The sequence below is a fragment of the Methylocystis sp. WRRC1 genome (assembly GCF_020733155.1).
Taxonomy (GTDB): domain Bacteria; phylum Pseudomonadota; class Alphaproteobacteria; order Rhizobiales; family Beijerinckiaceae; genus Methylocystis.
Genome location: NZ_JAJFZJ010000001.1, coordinates 2,918,859 through 2,939,334 on the forward strand (window position 1 = coordinate 2,918,859; position 20,476 = coordinate 2,939,334).

14 protein-coding genes are annotated in these 20,476 nt (G+C 61.0%); 6 read left to right on the top strand and 8 right to left on the bottom strand.

Annotated elements, in window-relative coordinates; all coding sequences use genetic code 11:
• Positions 1–24: 24 nt before the first annotated feature.
• Complete coding sequence (locus LG047_RS14205; RefSeq protein ID WP_227967443.1) at positions 25–2,634, top strand: PAS domain S-box protein; 2,610 nt, start codon at positions 25–27, stop codon at positions 2,632–2,634.
• A 702-nt stretch (positions 2,635–3,336) separates the two neighbouring features.
• On the opposite strand, the gene LG047_RS14210 is transcribed toward LG047_RS14205, so the two are convergent.
• Together LG047_RS14210 and LG047_RS14215 are read right to left on the bottom strand one after the other, a co-directional pair.
• Positions 3,337–4,611, bottom strand: coding sequence for an MFS transporter (locus tag LG047_RS14210; protein WP_227967444.1), 1,275 nt, complete (start codon positions 4,609–4,611; stop codon positions 3,337–3,339).
• Between the two features lie 250 nt (positions 4,612–4,861).
• Positions 4,862–5,128 carry a hypothetical protein gene (locus LG047_RS14215; protein ID WP_227967445.1) on the bottom strand — a complete coding sequence of 89 codons (267 nt, stop codon included), beginning with the start codon at positions 5,126–5,128 and terminating at the stop codon, positions 4,862–4,864.
• A gap of 323 nt (positions 5,129–5,451) precedes the next feature.
• Here LG047_RS14215 and LG047_RS14220 point away from each other — a divergent pair, with 323 nt between their 5' ends.
• The 4 genes from LG047_RS14220 (at position 5,452) to LG047_RS14235 (ending at position 8,627) form a co-directional block, all read left to right on the top strand.
• On the top strand, positions 5,452–6,639 hold the full coding sequence (locus LG047_RS14220; RefSeq protein WP_036283223.1) for a GNAT family N-acetyltransferase: 1,188 nt from the start codon (positions 5,452–5,454) through the stop codon (positions 6,637–6,639).
• Positions 6,640–6,919: 280 nt separating this feature from the next.
• Complete coding sequence (locus LG047_RS14225) at positions 6,920–7,366, top strand: MucR family transcriptional regulator (protein WP_227967446.1); 447 nt, start codon at positions 6,920–6,922, stop codon at positions 7,364–7,366.
• A gap of 70 nt (positions 7,367–7,436) precedes the next feature.
• A complete protein-coding gene (locus tag LG047_RS14230) occupies positions 7,437–8,195 on the top strand; it encodes a DUF4239 domain-containing protein (protein WP_227967447.1) in 759 nt (252 codons plus the stop codon).
• A gap of 249 nt (positions 8,196–8,444) precedes the next feature.
• Positions 8,445–8,627: a hypothetical protein gene (locus tag LG047_RS14235; RefSeq protein WP_144259610.1), complete on the top strand. Its 183-nt coding sequence runs from the start codon at positions 8,445–8,447 to the stop codon at positions 8,625–8,627.
• A 425-nt stretch (positions 8,628–9,052) separates the two neighbouring features.
• On the opposite strand, the gene LG047_RS14240 is transcribed toward LG047_RS14235, so the two are convergent.
• The 6 genes from LG047_RS14240 to LG047_RS14265 all read right to left on the bottom strand — a co-directional run bounded on the left by LG047_RS14240 (position 9,053) and on the right by LG047_RS14265 (position 18,197).
• Entirely contained in the window at positions 9,053–10,069 is a 1,017-nt protein-coding gene (locus LG047_RS14240; protein WP_036283217.1) for a fatty acid desaturase, read from the bottom strand.
• A gap of 404 nt (positions 10,070–10,473) precedes the next feature.
• Complete coding sequence (locus LG047_RS14245) at positions 10,474–12,069, bottom strand: amidase (RefSeq protein WP_227967448.1); 1,596 nt, start codon at positions 12,067–12,069, stop codon at positions 10,474–10,476.
• A gap of 46 nt (positions 12,070–12,115) precedes the next feature.
• The gene (locus LG047_RS14250; protein ID WP_227967449.1) at positions 12,116–13,552 is read right to left on the bottom strand and encodes a SagB family peptide dehydrogenase; all 1,437 of its coding nucleotides are present in this window, start codon (positions 13,550–13,552) and stop codon (positions 12,116–12,118) included.
• Position 13,553: 1 nt separating this feature from the next.
• Positions 13,554–15,827: a TOMM precursor leader peptide-binding protein gene (locus LG047_RS14255; protein ID WP_227967450.1), complete on the bottom strand. Its 2,274-nt coding sequence runs from the start codon at positions 15,825–15,827 to the stop codon at positions 13,554–13,556.
• A 225-nt stretch (positions 15,828–16,052) separates the two neighbouring features.
• The gene (locus LG047_RS14260; protein WP_227967451.1) at positions 16,053–16,415 is read right to left on the bottom strand and encodes a hypothetical protein; all 363 of its coding nucleotides are present in this window, start codon (positions 16,413–16,415) and stop codon (positions 16,053–16,055) included.
• A gap of 102 nt (positions 16,416–16,517) precedes the next feature.
• Positions 16,518–18,197: a carbamoyltransferase C-terminal domain-containing protein gene (locus LG047_RS14265; protein ID WP_227967452.1), complete on the bottom strand. Its 1,680-nt coding sequence runs from the start codon at positions 18,195–18,197 to the stop codon at positions 16,518–16,520.
• A 310-nt stretch (positions 18,198–18,507) separates the two neighbouring features.
• Here LG047_RS14265 and LG047_RS14270 point away from each other — a divergent pair, with 310 nt between their 5' ends.
• Positions 18,508–20,463 carry a S9 family peptidase gene (locus tag LG047_RS14270; protein ID WP_227967453.1) on the top strand — a complete coding sequence of 652 codons (1,956 nt, stop codon included), beginning with the start codon at positions 18,508–18,510 and terminating at the stop codon, positions 20,461–20,463.
• Positions 20,464–20,476 lie beyond the last annotated feature (13 nt).

Genomic DNA, 20,476 nt, shown 5'->3' on the forward strand with positions numbered 1-20,476 from the left:
TTGTCGGATCAGGGAGCAGACCTTGTGAAATTGCATCCGTCCGCGCGCACGATCATCGACGCCTTCGATGAAGGCCTTTGCCTGCTCGACGCGTCAGGAGCGCTATGCGAAATGAACAGCGCGGCCGAGCAACTGACGGGCTACCGTACGGATGAACTGTCCGGCCAGCCATTCGTGGAGAAACTTGCGGTCACACTCGGAAACCGCGGGATCGACCCCGCTGACTGGTCGCTGTGGCCGCGTGAGCGATGGACGCCTGCGCAGCTTAATCGCAAGGATGGAACGACAGCAAGTCTGACCTGCTACCTGCGTGCGCTCGAGACGCCCGGCGCAGTCTCGATTTTATTGAAGCTTCGCAAGCGCGCTGACGAGGAGCGAGGAGGAGCCGCGCTTCATGATATGAAGGAGCAGCTCGAGGCTATCTTCGGCGCAATGCCGGATGCGCTGGTCGTGATCGACGAATACGGCAAGGTTCAGTTGTTCAGCGCCGGGGCCGAGAAGCTGTTCGGCTACGCCGCAAAAGAGGTGCTCGGCCAGAACGTGAAGATGCTGATGCCTTCGCCCTATCGGGAGGCGCATGACGACTATCTTTCGTCCTATCGCGAAACCGGCGTCAGGAAGATCATTGGCCTGGGGCGTGAGGTCGCCGGCCAGCGCAAAGACGGCTCTTCCTTCCCGATGTATCTGTCGGTCGGCGAAATCCGGCTTGAGGGCGCGCGATATTTTGTTGGCGTCACACATGATCTGACCAGGCTGAAGCTGGCCGAAAAGCGGCTGCTGACATTGTCTGCAGCCGTCGATCAAAGTCCCGTCGCTGTGATGATTTCAAACAAGGATGGCTGCATCGAATATGTAAACAGCTGCTTCACCCGCCTGACCGGATACGAAGCCAATGAGATCATCGGCAAAAATCCGCGTATTCTGCAATCAGGTCATACGAGCAAGGAGCAGCATCGTCGGCTCTGGGAGGCAATTCGTAGCGGTGAGGAATGGCGCGGCGAAATTCAAGATCGCAAAAAAAATGGCGAGCTATACTGGGCGCAGGAGACCATCACCTCCCTGCGTGACGCTGACGGAGAGATCACGCATTATCTGGCGATCCAACAGGATATAACGGAGCAGAAGCGTGACAAGGAGGCCCTCGCCGAAAGCGAAGAGCGTTTTCGTAATGTCGCAGCGATGGCGGGTGAATGGCTATGGGAGCAGGATCCGGACGGCCGTTACATTTATAGCAGCGACGCCGTCCATGACATACTTGGTCTGACCCCCGACGAGATCCGCAACAGGAGCTACTTGGAGCTGTTCTTTCCGGATAATCAGAACCTTTCGTTTATGACATTGCGTGCGCAGGAGGCTGGGAATCAGCGTCCTTTCCATCGGATCGTCAATCACTATCGTCACAAGGACGGGAGAGACATATTCACCGAGTCTACTGGCGCGCCGATTTTCGACGGCGCCGGCCGGCTTATAAAGTGGCGCGGCGTGGACCATGACATTACCCGGCGAAAGGAATTCGAGGACGAATTGCGCGTGCGCAATCGCGCGATCGAATCCGTGCAAATCGGCATAGTAATATCTGATGCGCGGGCGCCTGGGAATCCATGCATTTATGTCAATCCGGCGCTTTCCCACATCACTGGCTATACGCGCGAGCAGCTTCTGGGCGGCAACATGCGAATGCTGCATGGGCCTGGAACCGACCCTGCTGTATTGGAGCAAATTCGTCACGCCCTCGCCGCCGGCGAAATCTGTGAAGTCACGATGATGAACTACCGAAAGGACGGCGGCGCCTTCTGGAATGATTTGCTCATTTCGCCAGTCGTGGACGACACAGGAAAAATCACGCATTTCATTGGCGTGCTGACGGATGTGACCGAAAAGCGCAGGGCAGAGGAGAGTCGGCACGAACTGGAGATCGCACGGCACATTCAGCTTTCCTTGTTGCCGGCGGGCCCGCTGCATGTCCCGGGCGTGGAGTTGGCGGGCGTCTGCCTACCCGCAACTCATGTAGGAGGAGACTATTTCGACTATTTCGAGAATTCCGGCGTCGTCGACGTCGTCATCGCCGATGTGTCGGGCCACAGCGTCGGGGCCGCGCTGATCATGACAGAGGTCCGTAGCACCCTGCGCGCCGAGCTCCGCAAGAGGGCTTCGGCGCGGAGCGGACCCGCAGATGTGTTGCGCGACCTGAACGAGTTGCTGCATCCCGACCTAACGCGCGCCGAGCTGTTCATCACGATGTTCTGTTTCCGCTACCTGCCCAAGCGCCACATTCTGAAATTCGCCAATGCAGGCCACAATTCGGCGGTGCTGCTGCGGTCGTCGGAAACACGCTGCACGCTGCTGGATGCGGACGGCTTGGTGCTCGGCGTAAAGCGCGGCGTGGTCTATGAGGAGCGCAGCCTCAAACTGCGCGTAGGCGACAAGCTTCTATTCTACACCGACGGAGTCACGGAGGCGCAGAATCGAGAAGGCGAGTTCTACGGCGTCGCACGTCTCTGCGACGCCTTCAAGGCGTATCGTGATCTTTCACCCGAGACGCTGATCAAAGAGTTGCTGAAAAATCTTCGCGTTTTTTGCGGCGAGACGCCGCCAAGCGATGACATCGCAATGGTGGCCATGCAGATCTCATGAACGATCGGCTGCGGTTGATCGACGCCTAAATATGGCGTGAGGGCGACGGAGATCGGTTCGGCGCGTTTATCAGCGGATGCTAACTCCGAATGTGTCGAAAATCTCATCCACATTGATATGGCGACGAAATCGGCCAAGCTGGCGAATTGATCGCGCGGATCGCGTATTGCCGACTATTCGGGCTTGACCCGTCAATTCAAGAATCGGACTTGAAGCAGAGAAAGCCGCGCTCCGAAAACAATTGATTATCTTGTGGCGTAAGGTTCACGCTCGCGCCGAGCTGACGAACGCCGACTGCCGGATTTTTCGTGCAGCTGGATCGATGGTTGCCATCGATCCTCGATAGCGCCACGATCGTCCGTCGCGAGACCCTATTGCGCTGGCACCGGGCTGGCTTCCGCCGCCATTGGGATCGTAAATCATGGGGCTGGGTCGGGCAACCGGAGGTTCAGGGCGAGCGGGGGGCGGGGATACGACAAATGAGGCGCGAGCTCCCGCTGTGGGGCGCGCCGCGCATTCCCGGCAAACTGCTGAAGCTCGGGTTTGAGGGTTCTCTGTAAACCGTCCCCAAACACGTGGTCAGGCAGCGAGGACCGCCGAGCCAGGGTAGAGCGCCTTTCTGCGCAATCGCGCTGCGCACATCGCTGTGGTGGATTTGTTCGTCATCCCGGCTATCCGCCGAAACGGCAATCAAGGATTCGCTCAATCGAGCGATGAAACTCTATAGCGATCCGTTAGGACAAAGGAGGCCAGCAATCCGACGGACGCGCCGAACATCACATAGAAGGCTGGCGCGACTGGCGTATTCAGAACGTCAATTAGCCAAGCGACGATCAGTTGCGCGAAGCCGCCGAAGATCATCACGGCCAAATTGTAGCCTGTCGCCAGCCCCGTCGAACGTATACGTGTTGGAAACTGCTCGGCCAGCGCGGTCGAAATCGGCCCGCTTGCGATTGCGATCATGCTGCAGAAAATTATCTGCATCATTGTCAATCTTGTCAGCGACGGCTCCTTTTGAACCCATGAAAACAAGGGATATAAGGTAAGCAGGAACAATGCGTTGGCGACCATCAGGAGTGGGCGCCGGCCAATCCGGTCCGAAAGAGAGCCAAACACCGGCGTCAGCACGATCAGGAAAAGCAACCCCGCTGCCTGTGCGATGAAAGCGTCGCCGAGCGCCAATCCAAGTTCGGTCTTGCCATATGTCGGCATGTAAACAAGAACAACGTAAAAGTAGATCGTGGAGCTTACTGTCAAACCGAATGAAACAAAGAGAGCGCGGCGATGCTCGCGCAGCAGGCCGCGCAACGTTGCTCTGCCTGCGCCACTTTGCTGCAGCCTGACGAAGACGTCGGTTTCATCGAGATGCTTGCGAATATATAGCCCGATAGGACCGATGAGGAGGCCGATCAGGAATGGAATTCTCCAGCCCCAATCCGTGATCTGTGTGGGCGTCAGCACGGTGGTGACAACGATGCCCGCGAGAGTTCCGAGCATGGCGGAGAAGCCCTGGCCGACCATTTGCAACGATCCATAGAGGCCGCGTTTCGTCGACGGCGCCGCCTCGACGAGGAAAGTGGTGGCGCTGGCGAATTCGCCGCCGGTGGCGAATCCTTGCAGCAATCTCCCTGATGTTATCAGCAACGGAGCGAATAGGCCGATGCTGGAATAGGTAGGCGCAAAAGCGATCAATGCGACAGCCACCGTCATCAGGAGAATAATAAGTTGCAGCGCGGACTTTCTGCCATTGCTATCCGAATAGAGACCGAACGCGACGCCGCCCAATGGACGCGTGAAGAAGCCGGCGCCAAATGTCGCCATTGTCAGGAAAAGGGATGCCTGGGCGTTATGGCTCGGGAAAAATAGCGGAGATATGATCGTCGTGAAGAAGCCGAAAACGATGAAATCATACCACTCCAGAGCATTGCCGATCACAGCAGCAGCAATCTGACGAATGCGAGGGACAGCTTGTTGCATGTTTGTCCTGCCGGCTCACGAAACGCTTGATCATACTATATTAAAGACGCCCGACCGGTCTGGTCGAGCGTCTTGTTTGAGCCAATCATCGTGGTTCTGGTGGTTTCGCGCGAGCCGGGCCATCAATGACTTGTCGGCCAAAACGATGCAATCAGTCGCTGTCGCACCAGCTTGTCATTCACAGCAATGTCGATAATGGTCGGTTTGTTCATACGCCCGTTTCGAGGGCGGGATGGCGCCGGCGTCAATCTCAGAGCGGATAATCTCTCTCCGGATCCACGCCCGCTTCGACAAGGAACTTGCGCAGCGCCGCCACCTCGTCCTTGGAGAGGCTATGCTGGCTTTCATGAAATCCGTGGGTAAAGCCGTTCAGTCTGACGATCATCTGCCCGTGACCCCCATGCGCCACCTCGGCGCCGAGTTCCTCCAGGGTTGACTTCACCAGCTTCGGGTCGATGTTGCTGCTGATCGGATGTGAGAATAGCGCATGCAAAGCTGCGCGATGTTTATGGTTCATTCCAGACCTCGTGTTGAAATGCTTAATACCGCAATCGGTAACATGCGATTTGGTAGCCCGCTATCGATGCTGATGTGTCGAAATGTCGCTGCGGCCAGCCGGGCGAAAAAACGTGATGTCTAAAAATAGCCGCGGTCCGACTTTCTCTGCGGGTTCAAACTCGTTGACCGGTTCGTCGAAGAACGCGAGCAGATTTTTCGGGGAGCTGAGAGCGTGAGCGCTGCTATGAGGTCGTTGGAGGCGGCGACTCGGCCTTGATGCGGAATTTCGTTTAGTCGTGTTAGAAGGACTATCTAAGCGGCTTCCGCCGTCGCCTGGTGATCATGTCCGACGCAAAGTTGACGATCCGATTCGCTGCATCGCTTGGCGATGTCGACGCCTCGGCCTGGGACGCCTGCGCCAATCCATCCGGCGCGACCGCGCAGAAAGAAGTCGTAGAGCGGTTTAATCCATTCGTCTCCTCGGCCTTTCTGCTCGCACTCGAAAAATCGAAATCGGTTGGCCGCAACACAGGCTGGACGCCTGCCTACGCCCTGGTTGGAGACGGTGGCGGGCGCCTCTTAGCCGCCGCGCCGGCCTATCTGAAGAACCACAGCATGGGTGAATATGTCTTCGATCACAGCTGGGCGGAGGCGTATGAGCGTGCAGGCGGGCGCTATTATCCCAAGGTGCAGGTTGCGATCCCTTTCACGCCCGTCACGGGGCGTCGGCTGCTCGTCGCGGACGACGCGCCTGCGAAGGCGCGAGAGTCTCTGATTGCCGCGTTGCGCGCATTGCGTGATGAGGCGGCGGCGTCTTCAATTCATGTCACCTTTGCCTCGCCGACGGACGCCAGCGCTCTTCGCGAGGCTGGTTTCATGTTGCGCTCCGGTGAACAGTTTCACTTCATTAATGAGGGATATCGCGATTTCGACGATTTCCTCGCCTCCCTCGCGTCGCGCAAGAGAAAAATGATCAAACGTGAACGGCAGGATGCGCTTGGAACGGAACTGGCCGTAGAATTACTGGTGGGAGCGGACATCAAAACCTTTCACTGGGATGCGTTTTTCACATTCTACTTGAATACGGCTTCCCGCAAATGGGGGCGTCCATATCTCACGCGCGCCTTTTTTGATGAGATCGGCGCGACGATGAGCGATCGCATACTACTGGTCATGGCGCGTCGCGGCGGCAAATATATCGCCGGCGCCATTAATTTTCTCGGCGATGACGCGATCTATGGACGGAACTGGGGCGCAATCGAAGAAAGGGCGTTTCTGCATTTCGAACTCTGTTACTATCAGGCGATCGAATTCGCAATTCGTCATGGCTACAAACGAGTCGAAGCCGGGGCCCAGGGCGAACACAAGCTCGCGCGTGGATATCGTCCCGTTGTCATACATTCCGCGCATGAGTTTGCAGATGTCCGTCTGGGCGAGGCTGTCGCAAATTATCTCGTGCGGGAGAGGAGCGCGGTCGATGAAATGATCGCCGATTACAATTGCCGGCTACCCTTCCGCCAAGGACGATAGCTGCGCAAGTAGCTAATAGCCAAGGTTTAGCATGGGTCGGCGGCGCTTAAATGTTTAATGGTAATTTAATTTAAACGCACGATGATGAGTGGACATAAATTATAAGAAAATAATTAGCATGTTCACAATGATCCGAGCTTTCTTTATCTTTGGATAAAATGTGAGCATAAAGATCAAAATGCATCCAGTTCAGATTTCGCCGATTCCGGGTATTGATCTCTCTATAAATGTTTTATTTAGTAATCGAGTTGAGCGATTCGATTGAACTGAAGGAACTCGGATGTCTGACGACAAACAACCGGAACATGCAGCCAACATCGAACACGTCGCCGGGATCGTGTCTGCATATGTATCGAACAACTCGGTGCCGGCGTCGGATCTTCCAGCCTTGCTGCAATCCGTGCATGCTGCGCTGGTTGGACTTTCCAGGGGCGCGTCCGTTGTCGCTGAAGCGGCCGTCGCGAAGGAGCCGGCGGTTCCGATCAAGAAATCCGTTACGCCCGACTTCATCATTTGTCTGGAGGATGGAAAGAAATTCAAATCGCTCAAGCGCCACCTTCGTAGTTCATATTCAATGACGCCCGAGGAATATCGGGCGAAATGGGGCTTGCCGCCAGATTACCCGATGGTCGCGCCAAACTATGCCCAGAGGCGCTCTGAATTGGCGATGACAATGGGCCTGGGCAAGAAGAGCGGCAAGACGCCTGCGCGCAGGCCAAGGAAGTGACTCGGGCGGTTGACCGGGACGGATTTACCCGGCTTCCCGGGGGAACTCTTCAGACAGAGGGCGCTTTTCCGTGAGCGTGACTATTGTTTGCCTGATCGGTTTCGTTTGCGTGTTCGGCGGGTCGCTGGCGGGCATGATTCTCGGCGCCTTTCTGCCCGAGCATCACCTCAGTGATCAATCGATCGATACGATCAAGGCGGCCAGAGGAGTGATCGTTGGCCTTGCCGCCTTGACCGTCGGATTGCTTGTCGCCTCCGCGAAGAGCTCCTTTGATTTGAAGGGTAGTGAGCTGCGATCTTCCGCCGCAAAAATCATTGTGTTGGATCGTACTCTTGAAAAATATGGACCAAAGGCGGAGGAGGCGCGCGATCAGGTACGTCAGGTGGTCATCAATGGAATAGCCCGCGTTCATGCGGCGCATGCGCAGGGCGCGGACGCCGAGAGGTTGAATACCGGCGCCATTATCGACAATTTACAAAGAAAGCTGCTTGCCCTCAGGCCCGAAAACGAGGATCAGGCCTGGCTCAAATCATCAGCGCTTTCGATCGGAAGTGAAATAGCGAATTCACGATGGCAGATTTACGAGAGTTTGAGCAGCAGTCTGCAATGGCCATTTTTGGCCGTTCTCCTGTTCTGGCTTTCGGGCATTTTCTTCAGCTTCGGTCTGACAGCTCCTCGAAACGCAAGCGTGGTGACCGCCCTGTTCGTGGCCGCCGCTTCCGTCACAGGCGCTATTTACCTCATTCTCGAGTTGGACATGCCGTTCATGGGCTTGATCCAATTGTCCACCGAACCTCTCGAACTGGCGCTCGATCAGTTGAAACGCTAGTTTGTGGCGGCCGGGAGCCAGGGCTCGGCATCGCCCCTTTGGCCGGCGTCTCTCCGGCCAAGTCAGTAGGCGAGCCTCCCTGACGCTTTTTATTTGGCGCCGTTCAGGCGCAAATCACTTTTGAAAACAGACTCTCTCCCGGCTTTGTTGAGAGCGCCTCTTTCAGGCGTAAGCGCTTGGCATATATCAATCGAATTTGTAATATTCCCGCAATCATTGAACGGTTGCAGGCTTCATCGGGGAATGGAAATGTCTTTCGAGACGAAGAAATGGAGCAAGTGGCTGGGTTACGCGCTCCTCGCCGCTCTGGCGCTTGTCGCTCTCAGGGAGAACAGCCAGAGCAGAATGCAAAAGGAGCAGGCGGTGCGTTACAGCGAATGCATGAAGATCAAGAACGCGCCCGAGGAATGTGCGAAGGCTGTCGGGCGTTAAGATCGCGAACTGCATCAAGTAGCAGGACATATTGATCGCGCGACAAGGCTCTTTCCCTGAAATAGTTTGGCGCGCAGGGGCCGTTTCGCGGCGTGAGATTTCTCTCTTTCTGCCGAGGCTGTTGCCGACGTCCCGAGGCTCGCGGTAGAGCGCGTCGTCGCCACCGTTCAAATGCTGTCGTATTTCATGCCGACGTTGGCCGTCCGGTCGGAATGCAGTTAGGCGAGAAAGGCGGGGGATATCACGCCCCTCGAATTCGAGGCGGGGGCCTATTAACGCCGTCGGTTCAAGGGCGGCGTTTCCTTTCGGTTCAGTCGAACCGGAAGGAAGTCACAACCAAATATCCTGTCGCTGCCCGGGGGCCGGGAAGAGCGGAAGGCGATCACGAGTCGGCCTTCCGCATGATTACGGGCGTTGTCTGAGGATCAGGCCCTCGCAGCCTCGCTCAACGTGTTGATTACGGCGCGGATGGCCTCCTGGTTTCCGAGCTCCTCATAGGCGTAGCCGCAGTCGAGGAGTGCGATTTTCGTCGCCTCTCGCATTTTGGGCAGGTTGCCCCGCGCCATCGTCGGAAACATATGATGTTCGATCTGGCTGTTGAGACCGCCGGTCGCCCAGTCGTGGAATATCGAACTCGGCGTGTTTCTGGTGGCTCGGGCCTGCCTGTCATAGAAGCCGCCAGACGCGCCGGCGTCGTAAACTTCCATCCCGGTGTGGTTGAGAACGAAGACAAAGCCGAGAATGAATCCGCCCAGGCACTGGGCCAGAAGGAACCATACCCATCCCGTCCAGGCGGGACCGGGGGTCAGAAAGCCGGCGAGGGTAAGGCCCAAAATCCAGTGCGCGGAGCAAAGAAAGGCTTCGAGGAAATTTTCCTTTCGCATCGCCGTTTCGATGCTCTGCCAGCTCCAGTTGAATCGGGAGAGTGCGAGAAGCGGGAAAAACAGGGCGACCTGCAGCCGGGGCATCGCAAAGGACAAAATCTTGTCCCAAACCGTATTTCTCGCCAGCGCATTGTATTTCGCCAGAGCCTTGTCCCAGACGAGCCATGGCGCGGTGTCGATGTCGCCGTCGATCGGCCTCAAGACGCCGTCGTCGCCCATTCTGCAGCCGTTGGGGAAGGAATGATGCAACTCATGCTTTTCGACCCACCACGTCGCCCCGAAGCCCTGCGTGAGGGCCACGACACTCAGCATCGCGCGCGCCTTCGGCTCGTTCCGCGGCCCCCAGTGGTTGTGGGCGATGTCATGGGCGAGATATCCCGAGCGGGGGTAATGGATGGCGAGGATTATCGCGCCCGCCACGGCGGCGAAGCCGCCCTGAGTCAGGAGCGCGAAGGCGATGGCGGGGAGCATCACGAGCTCCAGGCAGCGAAGCGCCTGCTCCCAGAGCGGGACGTTGAAATAACCCTTGTCACGGGCCTCGGCCTTGAGCTCCCCCATGCGTCTCGCCAGAGCTTTGGCGTCAGGGCGGCGCGTGTGCTGAATATCTGAAGTTTGCTCTAAGGCTAAGGTCAAGGCTTCCTCCCGCAACGCCTGAGTGTCGGCGTTGTCTTGTTTAGCTGGCGCTAATTATGCTTCTGTGGTCAGGTCCAAGTCAAATTGCTGACACAAAAAGAGGCGACGCTTCAAAAAACATCTGCCGTGTAACATCCCGCGCATCGAGCTGCATGACGAACCGGCCCTGCTGATCCGCGAGATGCGCGGCGGGCGCCGCGGGTATAGCAACTCACGGAAAAAACAGCCGGCGACGCATTTTGCTGAATCTTATCTGCGACAAAAAACCGGGAGGGCGTTTTTTGTCGCGCCGGGCGGGAGAGGTTGAAGCGCTCGCCCGCCGCCATGCCTCATTGCGCGGTAGATTGCGAACAGGTCGGCGGCGGCGCGAAGCCGCCGAAGCGCTGCTCGAGGAACCGCGCGAAGGCGATCGTGGTGCGGTCTTCGAGATGGGGGCCGATGATCTGCACGCCGATCGGGAGACCGTGTTCTGAACGATCTATCGGAGCCGCCGTCGCCGGAAGTCCCGGCGTCGTGGCGAGCTCCGCCCATACAGTCTGGGCGTCGAGATAGGAGCATGATTCGCCGTCGATCCGGATGTGTCGCGCCTCGATTGGCGATGAATGGTCGTGCGGAAAGGCCGGCGTCGGCATGACGGGGCAAAGCACGACGTCCCATTCGCGAAACAGCTCGCGCCACTGCTGCTGAAGCAGCGCCCGCTCGCTTTCGGCGGCAAGCCAATCCCGATGGCTCATGACCGCGCCGCGCATGCGCTCCGCGGCGAGGCTGCGGTTATCCGGCGCCAATGTCGAGGCTTTGCGGCCGAGGCGGGCGTATTCCCCGGGCGGCAAACCCGCTCCCCAATATGCGGACAATAGCCGCGCATAGAGGCGCGCCGATTCAGCGAGGTCAGGGAGCAATGGGCTGGCGTGCGCGACCTTGACGCCCGCGCGCACGAGCCGCTCGGTCAGTCGGCCAAGCGCCGCCTTCACCACGGCGGACGTCGGCGCGAGGGGATGCGCGTCGATGACGAGGACGCGGAAGTCCTGAAGCTGGTCGCGACGGGGGGCAGGCAGGGCCAGTCGGTAGCCGACGCCCGCGCGCTGCTCGTCGGGGCCCGCGACAAGATCGAGCGCGAGCGCGAGATCGGCGGCGCTTCTCGCCATCGGGCCGACAACGGCAAAATCGCTGTCGCGGGCGAAGGGCGGGGTCCCCGGCGGCGTTTGACCGCGGCGCGGCACGACGCCCAATGTCGGCTTGTGCGCATAGACGCCGCAATAATGGGCCGGCGCGCGCAATGAGCCGCCGAGGTCCGAGCCAAGGGACAAGGGTCCGAAACCGCAAGCGAGCGCAGCAGCCGAGCCGCCCGAGGAGCCTCCCGGCGTCAGACGAAGATCCCAGGGATTATTGGTTGTGCCGTAAATGTCGTTGTAGGTCTGCCAATCGCTCAGCAGCAACGGCACATTGGTCTTCCCGAGGATAGCGGCGCCGGCGTTCTTTACGCGGGCGACGACGAGCGCGTCTTCCTTCGGCATGAAGCGTCTGAATCGCGGATCGCCCCACGTCGTCGGCAGGCCGGCGATATCGAAGGATTCCTTGACGGTGATCGGCACGCCCAGCAATGCGCGCGTCTCGCCGCGCATCAGGGCGGCGTCCGCGGCCCGGGCCGCGTCCCTCGCGCGCTCGAAGTCGCGCACGATGACCGCATTGACGCTGCGGTCCACGCACTCGATGCGCGCGATGGCGCGATCCGTCAGCTCCAGCGCGGAAATCTTCCTCGTCCGCAACGCGTCGACGAGTTCCGTGATCGTGCAGTAATCCCATTCGGACGCCGGGACCTGAACGGCGTTTAGAGGCGCCGTCCCGCCGCGCGACCGCGCGTCTGTCGCCGCGGCGACTGCGGCCCCTGCGCCCATCAGAAACGCGCGTCTCGTGGAGACTGTCATTTTTCAACCGATCCCATGACCGGTAGGGGCGCAGCCGCTCGGCGCGTCAAAATTCGTCGCGCGCCGCGCCGGCGCTTCCGATCGCCATTTGTCCGACCGCGCCTTCGATGTGAAATTCGAGGCCCGTCATTCTGGAAAAGAGGTCGATGTCACCGACGCCGATTGCGCAGGCGCCGATCTCAATCTCCGTCGCCATCAGATAGAGCGTCTGCATAACCACGCCCACGTGCTTGAGGACGAGCCCATAGGCGAAGCCGCTGTATTTCCATGACACGCGGCCAAAGCGCGCCGCCATCGTGATAAGGATCTGCGGGGGCGCCGACGCGCCCATGGCGAGTTGCCCGTCTTCGAGCATCGCCGCAAGCAGGCGTTCGTTCGTCTCGATCGGAAGGAGCGCGTGACGGTCGGCGTCGTAATGATAGAAGCCGCGCGCCAGACCATCGCATTTGTCGACGGCGAGATAGAGCTCCAGCTCGTAGCTTGCGCCGCCGGACGGATAAGGGCGCGCGGCGATCTCGAACCCCTCGCCGCCCTCGTCGTCCCGCAAGCGCTCGCGCGATATGATGCGCGCGGCGCCGTCGAGAAGTCGCGCGACTTGCGCAGCCGTGATGGGATGGTGGGCGTCGTAGTTGCGGGTCGAATGGCGGCGTCGCAGCATCTGCGCGAAGGGCGAAGCCGGCGCCGTGTCGAGACCCGTCAGCTCGATCGCCGTCCCCGGCCAGCCGGGCCGCACGGCGGCCGGCGGCGGCACGAGATGCGCGCGGGCGTAAAGACCGCCGGCGGGGTTCGCATGCCGTCCGTTGGTGCTGCGCGTGTGGAACAGAAGATCGTGAAAATCCCAAAGGATGAGATCGTTGTCGCCTTCGGCGGCGCGCAAACCCCTGTCCGCGCCGGGGGGCGGCGTGAAGATAATGTCCGCTTCGAGGAGCAGCGCCAGAAACTCGACGCCCGGAAAGTCCGGCGCGTCGCGCAGCTCCCTCACCGTGCGGGGTTCGGACAATCGCCCGATCATCGCCAGGGCGCTCGGGGCGCACAGCCGAAAGAGCGCGCCGGCGCGCGGCGACTCGAGAGCCATGTCGGCGCCGCGCCGACGCACATAGGCGAAACGCGACAGGACAAGCGCGCGATCGTCATCCAGCCCGGATATTCTCGGCGCATAGTCTCGTATCTGTGGTTCGACGACCATCAGATCGGGCCCGTCCTGCGCGCAGGCGAGGCGATATTCGACGAGACCGTAAAGCGCCAGCCGCCGGACGAGTTCGCCTATCTCTTGTTCGATTTCCCGATCCCGGTCATCCTCGAGCGCGACGCCCGACGCGAGGTCGGCGGCGCATTCGATCAGGCCGGGGCTGAACTTTCCGAGCCGCAGTCCCCGTCCGTCGAAAAATGCGGAAAGGCCGCCCGCCCCGTCGTCCTCGACCGTGACGCCGGGGTTGAGCCGGGCGAAGAGCCGGGCGGGAGGGTGGGGCGGATCGCTGCGCAAGTCAGGTTCGCGGAAACAGGGGATTGAGATCGGCCTCGCGCACCGGCCGCTTGCGCAGACCGAGCGTGATGGGAACGTCGTAGAGACGGCCGGGGCCGAACCGGCGATAGAAATGCCGCAGTCCCGGAACGATCACCCGCACGACCGGCACCTCGACGTCGGGGCGCGTCTGATCGAGGACGAGGAAATCGTGACCGGCGCGCGCGGCGAGTTTCACGCAGGCCAGCACCTGCTCACGCCGGTCGAGCTGGCCGAAATTCTTGAACCGCGACCGGCCGAACGACGCCTTGCCCTGTGGCTTGAGATAGGCGTGCTTGCGGAGGGGCAGGGGATCGTTGCCGTAATCGTCGTCGGGCCCGCCCGAGGGACGACCCCGCAGGCTCTCGATGGCGAGAAACTGGTTGAGTTCGGTCATGGCGCGCAGCGTGGCGATGCGCGGATCGAAATGCGCGCCCGCGGCCACTTCGATGAATTCGCGGCCGTCCTCGGTCCAGTGGGCGACGGCGACGACGACGGGGATGCCGAGATCGCTCGTCACGTCGAGCGCCCAGATGTCACGGCCCTTCGCCGCGAAGACGGCGCGCAGGTCGCGCACATAGCTGTCGCCGATCTTGTCGAGATCGACCTCCGGCCGGCGCAGACGGTTGTACCACCAGATGGCGTAAGCGTCCCGCTCGACGAGTTCGAGGAACCCCTGAAGGATCGCCTCTTCGACCGTATTGCCCGCGGCGCAGCCATTGGAATCGGCGCTGATCCGATTGGCGCAGCCCGATTCATGGAAGAAATACAAAAGCCCGGTAGGCACATATTTGAAGCGCTCGTCGCGCAGCGACCAGACCGGCGACCATTCCGTCTCCGCATCGGGATCGAAACGCGCCGGCGCGCCGTCGGGCGAGCAGCCGCCACAATCCCCGCCCTGTTCATATTGGGCGTCGCTGTAGTTCAGAATGTCATTTGGAAGGATCGCTTCGCCCGCGAGGAAATCCGTATAACGGCGAACGGTCCTGATCTCGTCGCCCTGGAAAATCCCGCAATAGCGTTCGATAGCCTCCATCAGGGCGCTGGCCTCGCCCTGTTCGGCGATGCTGCCCTTGCCATAGCTGTCGCCGCTCAATCCGGCCTGGAGCGCTTCGACGGTTTCGGGGCGCGGCGAAAAGTTGTGCCGCGCGATGAAGCTCGCGTCGAGCGGCTGTTCGCTCTTGATCCGCTCCAGATGCGACACGACGCCCGTCAGCGGGCTCACATGCTTGCGATAACGGGCGACGGTCTCCCCCGGCGGCACCGATCTGTAGCCGCCGCTCGTCACGACGATCCGCCCGCCGGCACGCAGCCTGACGGGCGTCGGCGTCCGGGCCGGGTCGCGCGCCTCGGGACTGCCGCAGACAGGGCATTGCGGTCTCGCCGGCACATAATGCCGGGCGACCTCCGAGCCCATCATGTCGAGGCTCACGATGTGATGATGCAGATCCGTGCGGAAGCCGCTGGCGATGGCCTTGCCGATCTCCGCCGCCGCAAGGCCGACGCCGCTGCGCCCGAGCGGATTGGCGCCGAGCGGCGAGACCGAGACGCAATGCGCGGACTTGCGATCGAGGAACGCCTTGACCTGCCGATTCCATTTCATGCGGTCGGCGAGGCAGCTCCAGCAGGCGCTCTTGCCGGGGCTGAAGATCGGGCCGACCAGGGGGAAAATGCCCGAGGGCTGCACGAGCAGCCAGTCTTTTTTCTGTTCGAGGCGCTTGCGGTTGAGCGCCTCGAGCTGGCCGTCGAGATAATCGCCGACGAGCACGACGGACAAATCGCCAGACCGCTTCACGACCTGAACGCCGAAACCGCGGAGGGCTTCCTCCAGCGCGCTCGCGCCGTTGACGCCGAGCGATTCGATCTGAACCGAAACCTTTTGCAGATTTTCCGCAGCCGCCTCGGGATGCAGCCCTAGGCTCGCCCAATAGGCCGCGGCGACGTCTTCCGAGACGCCCGCGGGGACAACGAAGCGGCGCTCGCGCAGGCGCTTGAACGCCTCGTCTATCTTCGAGGACGGAAAGTCGGCGGAAAGCGCGTGATAAATGGCGTGGACGTCTTCGCCCGCGCCGATCCGCTCCGCCAGAGCGCAATAAAGCGCGCCGCGAAGAAAAAACTTCCGGTCTTCCGAATAGAGGCAGACGACGTCGGGAGGCAGGATATAGACGGAAAAATTCGGCGAGAACCGAAGGACGTCGCCGTCCCGGCCCCGCGCATCCTGCTCCGGGGAAGGCAGTGTGGATGCTTCGACTGTCATCTGGCTGGCGCGCGCTCCATCGTCTCGCTGCAACCCGCCGGCAACGAGTTTGAACGACTAGATTACAGGAATCCTGGAAACGGAAACAGGCGCCTGCGGAAGCTCATGATTTTTCCGCACGTAACGGCAGACCCTGAAGCCTCGGCCCAAAAGATCGGCCCGAGGCCACGTTCGCTCTGCGGGCGACTTGTCGCCGGACCCGCAGTCACGAGGCGAGTTGCGACGTTAACCGCCGCAGCCACGGCAACCACGGCAACCGCCGCAGCCCCTGCATCCCCGGCAGCCGCCACAACCACGGCAACCACGGCAACCGCGGCAGCCCCAACCCCACCACTGAGCGACCTGCTCGCCCTTGGCGTCCTTGACCTCTTCGCGGTCGAAAAGGCGGAAGGAGCTCAGTCCCACGTCGAACAATTCTTCCTCATGGAGGTCGATCGTGCGCATGTTGCTGGTCGCCGGCGTCGTCGAGGCGTCCGCGGGGGCGCTGGTCGCGCAGCCCGCGCCGGCGAGCGAGAGCGACACGCCGATCACGCCGAGCGCTTTCTTTCCACCACGTTTGTTTTGCGAGTCGTCTGATGAGCGCGCCATGACACCCTCCCTACAAAAAGGCCCAAAAATCCATACGATAGGTTAGTATAGCGTGCGAATGTCGTCGGTCAATACGCCCCCCGTCGCCGTCGGCGCGCCGCCTCACGTCTCGGACGTGAGGCGGATATCCCCCATGAACAGCGCGTCGAGCCCGGCGCCGCGAAAGGTCGCGATGGCGTGGGCGGGCGTGCAGACGATGGGCTCGCTGTCGTTGAAGGAGGTGTTGAGAACCAGCGGCACGCCGGTTCGCTCGTAAAAATGTGAAATCAGCGCATGGTAGCGCGGGTTGGACGCGCGCCGCACGATCTGCACGCGAGCGGAGCCATCTTCATGGATCACTGCAGGAATGCGGTCCGCGCGGCCGGGCTTCGCCGCGCAGGCGAAGAGCATGTATTCATGGCTCGCCGAGGGCGGGCCGATATCGAACCATTCTTCCGCATGTTCGGCGAGAACGCTGGGCGCGAAGGGTCGAAAATCCTCGCGGTGCTTGACCCGGCGATTGAGGATCGCCCTCGTGTCGGGTCGGCGCGGGTCGGCGAGAAGCGACCGGTTGCCGAGCGCCCGCGGTCCGAATTCCATGCGACCCTGAAACCAGCCGACAATATTGCCGTCGGCGATCATGTCGGCCGCCTCGCGGGCGGCGTTCTTGCATTTGTGCGGCTTGAGCCCGGCCGCCTTGACCGCCGCGAGGATCTCGCGCTCGTCGAATTCCGGACCCAGATAGGGAGTGGCGCCGCCCGAGGGCCGGCTGGCGCCGGGCTGTGCGCAGTGAACGACGAGCGCCGCGCCGATCGCCGTGCCGGCGTCATGCGGCGCCGGTGGGATGAATAGGTCCGAGAAGGCGCTCATCCGGCTGATCAAGGCGTTGGTGACGCAATTGAGCGCGACGCCGCCGGCGAGGCAAAGGCGCTCGCCTCCGACCGTGTGTTCGAGGCGTCGCAGGAGCGCGATCACGGCGGCGTCATTGGCCGCCTGCAACGCCGCCGCCACATGCATGTGGTGAGGCAGTATCTCGCCATCCGGCTCGCGCCGCGGCCCGAAAAGGGCGTCGAGCCCGCGAGGTTCGAGCGACTGGAAGCCGATCGCGTCTGGATCGACCGCATAGCCGTCCTCCCCGATCCGGATGATCTTTGCGAATTGCTGGCGAAAGACCTCCGGGTCGCCATAGGCTGCGAGCCCCATGACCTTGGAGGCGTCATAGGCCGAAAAGCCGAGATAGACGCTTACATGCTCCCATACGAACCCCAGGGAGTGCGGATAGGTGAACGTCTCGAGGGTCTTTATGCGCAGGCCGTCGCCGCGCGCCAGCATCGAGCAATCGGCCTCGCCGATGCCGTCGACGACGAGAATCGCGGCCTGGTCGAAGCCGGACGGATAAAAGGCCGAGGCGGCGTGCGCGAGATGATGCGGCGTGAATTTGAGCGCCTTGCCGATGCGCCGGCCCATGACTTTCGAGACGGCGTCATCCACGGCGTCGAGCGATCGCAGAAAGTCAGCCTCCAGGCGGCTGTCCGGCCACCAATCGGCATGGAACTTCGTGCGACGGAGCTTTGGTTCGAATGAATAGGCCACGAAGTCGACGTCGTCGGCTTTGAGCCCCGCGTAATCCAGACAGAAACGAATGGCGTTTTCCGGAAGCGCCTGGGGGTTGTCGACCCGCGCCTCCTTGCCGTGCTTGATGCGGGTGAAGCGCTCTTCCTCGCAGGCCGCCACGACCTTTCCATCGACGACGATCGCAGCGGAGGACTCGTGAAAAACAGCATTGATCCCCAGGATATTCATACGGCGCTGCCTCTTCGTCAATATTGTCTATCGGAACCAAATGTGAAGGTCATGCTCGCTTCCCGACGCGCCTCGTTCATGACATGCTCGATATTGGCGCGCTCAGGATGGAACGCGCATTCATCAAGCATTACATTAACAAAGGAATCGCATGTCTGAAAACAGACGCGAGCGATAAATATGCAGGGAGCAAGCCGATTTGACCGCCCGATGAAAATCTTTGGTTGATGGATACGGATAATGGGCGGCTATAATTAACGGCGATCGCGACGCGAAAACGAAACTTCGACTGTCGCAGGGCGAGAAACGCATGTCTAACGAGAGGACCATCCCCCTCATCCCGCGCAGGACCTTCTTCGAGAACGCCAGCGCCTCCAGCCCGCAACTCTCGCCCGACGGGCGCTGGCTCGCCTGGCTGGCGGCAGTCGATGGGGTCATGAACATATGGGTCGCGCCGAGAGACGATTTGACCAGGGCCCGTGCGTTGACGCGTCAGACGGATCGACCGATCTTCACGCACTGGTTTGCGCGAACCAATGAGCATGTGCTTTTCCTCAAGGACAGGGACGGCGACGAGAATTATAATCTCTGGTGCGTCGGACTCGACGGCGCCGCGCGAAATCTGACGCCCTGTCCCGACCTGTTCGCGATCCTCCTCGGCATGCATCACGATGATCCGCATCTCGTCGCAGTCGGCATGAACGATCGCGACGCGCGATGGCACGACCTCTATATTGTCGATATCCGCACGGGCGAGCGCCGCCTCGTCTACGAGAACACGGATGAAATCGCGAGCTTCGTCGTCGACAGCGCGCTGAGGCCGAGACTCGCGGCGACGATGCGAGACAGAGGGAGCGGCTCGGCGATTCTGAAATGGAGCGGCGCCGCCTTCGAAGAAGCGATGTCGATCGAGGCCGACGATGTGCTCGTCACGGAGCCGCTACACGTCAATCGCGCCGGAGACGCCTGGTTCCTGCGCAGTTCCGTCGGCCGCGACAAGGCTGTCGTGTTTCGGGTCGACTGGACCACAGGAACCCGGACGCTCATCGCCAGCCATGAGAAAGCGGACATCTCCGGGTGGATGATCGACCCGCGCACCTATGAGGTGACCGCAGCTTGCGCCGAATATATCCGCGACGAATGGATCGTCGTCGACCCCGCTGTCGGACGCGACCTTATGATGCTTGAGCGTGAGCTCGACGCGACGATCGAAATCGAGAGTCAGTCCGATGACGGCGCGCTCTGGGTCGTCGGCGTGAAGCGTCCGGATCGTCCCTATTCATGGCGTCTGCTCGACCGGCGCAGTGGAGCGATTACGTTCCTGTTCTCGGCGAGGCCGAAGCTCGACGAGGCGAAACTCGCGCCCATGCACGGCGTCGTCATCAAGGCGCGCGACGGGCTCGATCTCGTCTGCTATCTCACCTTGCCCGCGTCGGAGACCGGCGCGCGCCCCGCCCATCCGCTGCCGATGGTGGTCCTCGTGCATGGCGGACCGTGGGCGCGCGACAGCTGGCGTTACAATCGTGACGTCCAATGGCTCGCGAACCGCAATTATGCGGTTCTGCAAGTGAACTTCCGCGGTTCCGCCGGCTTCGGCAAGGCCTTCACCCGGGCCGGCGACCGCGAGTGGGGCGGGAAGATGCACGACGACCTCATCGACGCCGTCAACTGGTCCATCGAAGAGGGCGTCGCCGATCCCGAGCGCATCGCCATCTATGGCGCGTCATATGGCGGATACGCCGCCTTTGTCGGCGCCGCCTTCACGCCGGACGTATTTTGTTGCAGCGTTCCGGTGGTCGGGATCACCAATCTGGAGACGATGCTCGCCAATCCGCCGCCCTATTGGACTTCCTTCTACGAACAGGAGTGTCACCGCATCGGCGATCCGCGCACGCCCGACGGCGTCGCATTGCTCAAGGCGCGCTCGCCGCTTCACCGCGCTGGCGACATTACAAGGCCCATGTTGATCGGCCACGGCGCCAATGACGTGCGATGCAAAGTGTCCGAGAGCGACCAGATTGTCGCGGCGATGGCGGAGAAACATGTTCCCGTGATCTATGTCGTTTATCCCGATGAAGGCCACGGATTCGATCGGCCCGGAAACGACATCGCCTTCAAGGCCGTCATGGAGCTTTTCCTGGCCCGCTATCTCGGCGGCCGCGCGGAGCCCGTCGGCGACGACCTGGACGACTCAAGTCACGAGATTCGCGCCGGCGGCGCCGTCCTGCAGGAGATTCTGGCTGGCGCGACCTCACTGGCGACGTGAGCGTCCGCGATTG

Bases quoted from the DNA above. Each gene is read 5' to 3' on its own strand.
- LG047_RS14245 (WP_227967448.1), bottom strand. From the start codon at position 12,069: ATGACAGTCTCCACGAGACGCGCGTTTCTGATGGGCGCAGGGGCCGCA.
- LG047_RS14220 (WP_036283223.1), top strand. From the start codon at position 5,452: ATGTCCGACGCAAAGTTGACGATCCGATTCGCTGCATCGCTTGGCGAT.
- LG047_RS14265 (WP_227967452.1), bottom strand. From the start codon at position 18,197: ATGAATATCCTGGGGATCAATGCTGTTTTTCACGAGTCCTCCGCTGCG.
- LG047_RS14210 (WP_227967444.1), bottom strand. From the start codon at position 4,611: ATGCAACAAGCTGTCCCTCGCATTCGTCAGATTGCTGCTGCTGTGATC.
- LG047_RS14235 (WP_144259610.1), top strand. From the start codon at position 8,445: ATGTCTTTCGAGACGAAGAAATGGAGCAAGTGGCTGGGTTACGCGCTC.
- LG047_RS14240 (WP_036283217.1), bottom strand. From the start codon at position 10,069: ATGGGGGAGCTCAAGGCCGAGGCCCGTGACAAGGGTTATTTCAACGTC.
- LG047_RS14215 (WP_227967445.1), bottom strand. From the start codon at position 5,128: ATGAACCATAAACATCGCGCAGCTTTGCATGCGCTATTCTCACATCCG.
- LG047_RS14255 (WP_227967450.1), bottom strand. From the start codon at position 15,827: ATGACAGTCGAAGCATCCACACTGCCTTCCCCGGAGCAGGATGCGCGG.
- LG047_RS14225 (WP_227967446.1), top strand. From the start codon at position 6,920: ATGTCTGACGACAAACAACCGGAACATGCAGCCAACATCGAACACGTC.
- LG047_RS14270 (WP_227967453.1), top strand. From the start codon at position 18,508: ATGTCTAACGAGAGGACCATCCCCCTCATCCCGCGCAGGACCTTCTTC.
- LG047_RS14260 (WP_227967451.1), bottom strand. From the start codon at position 16,415: ATGGCGCGCTCATCAGACGACTCGCAAAACAAACGTGGTGGAAAGAAA.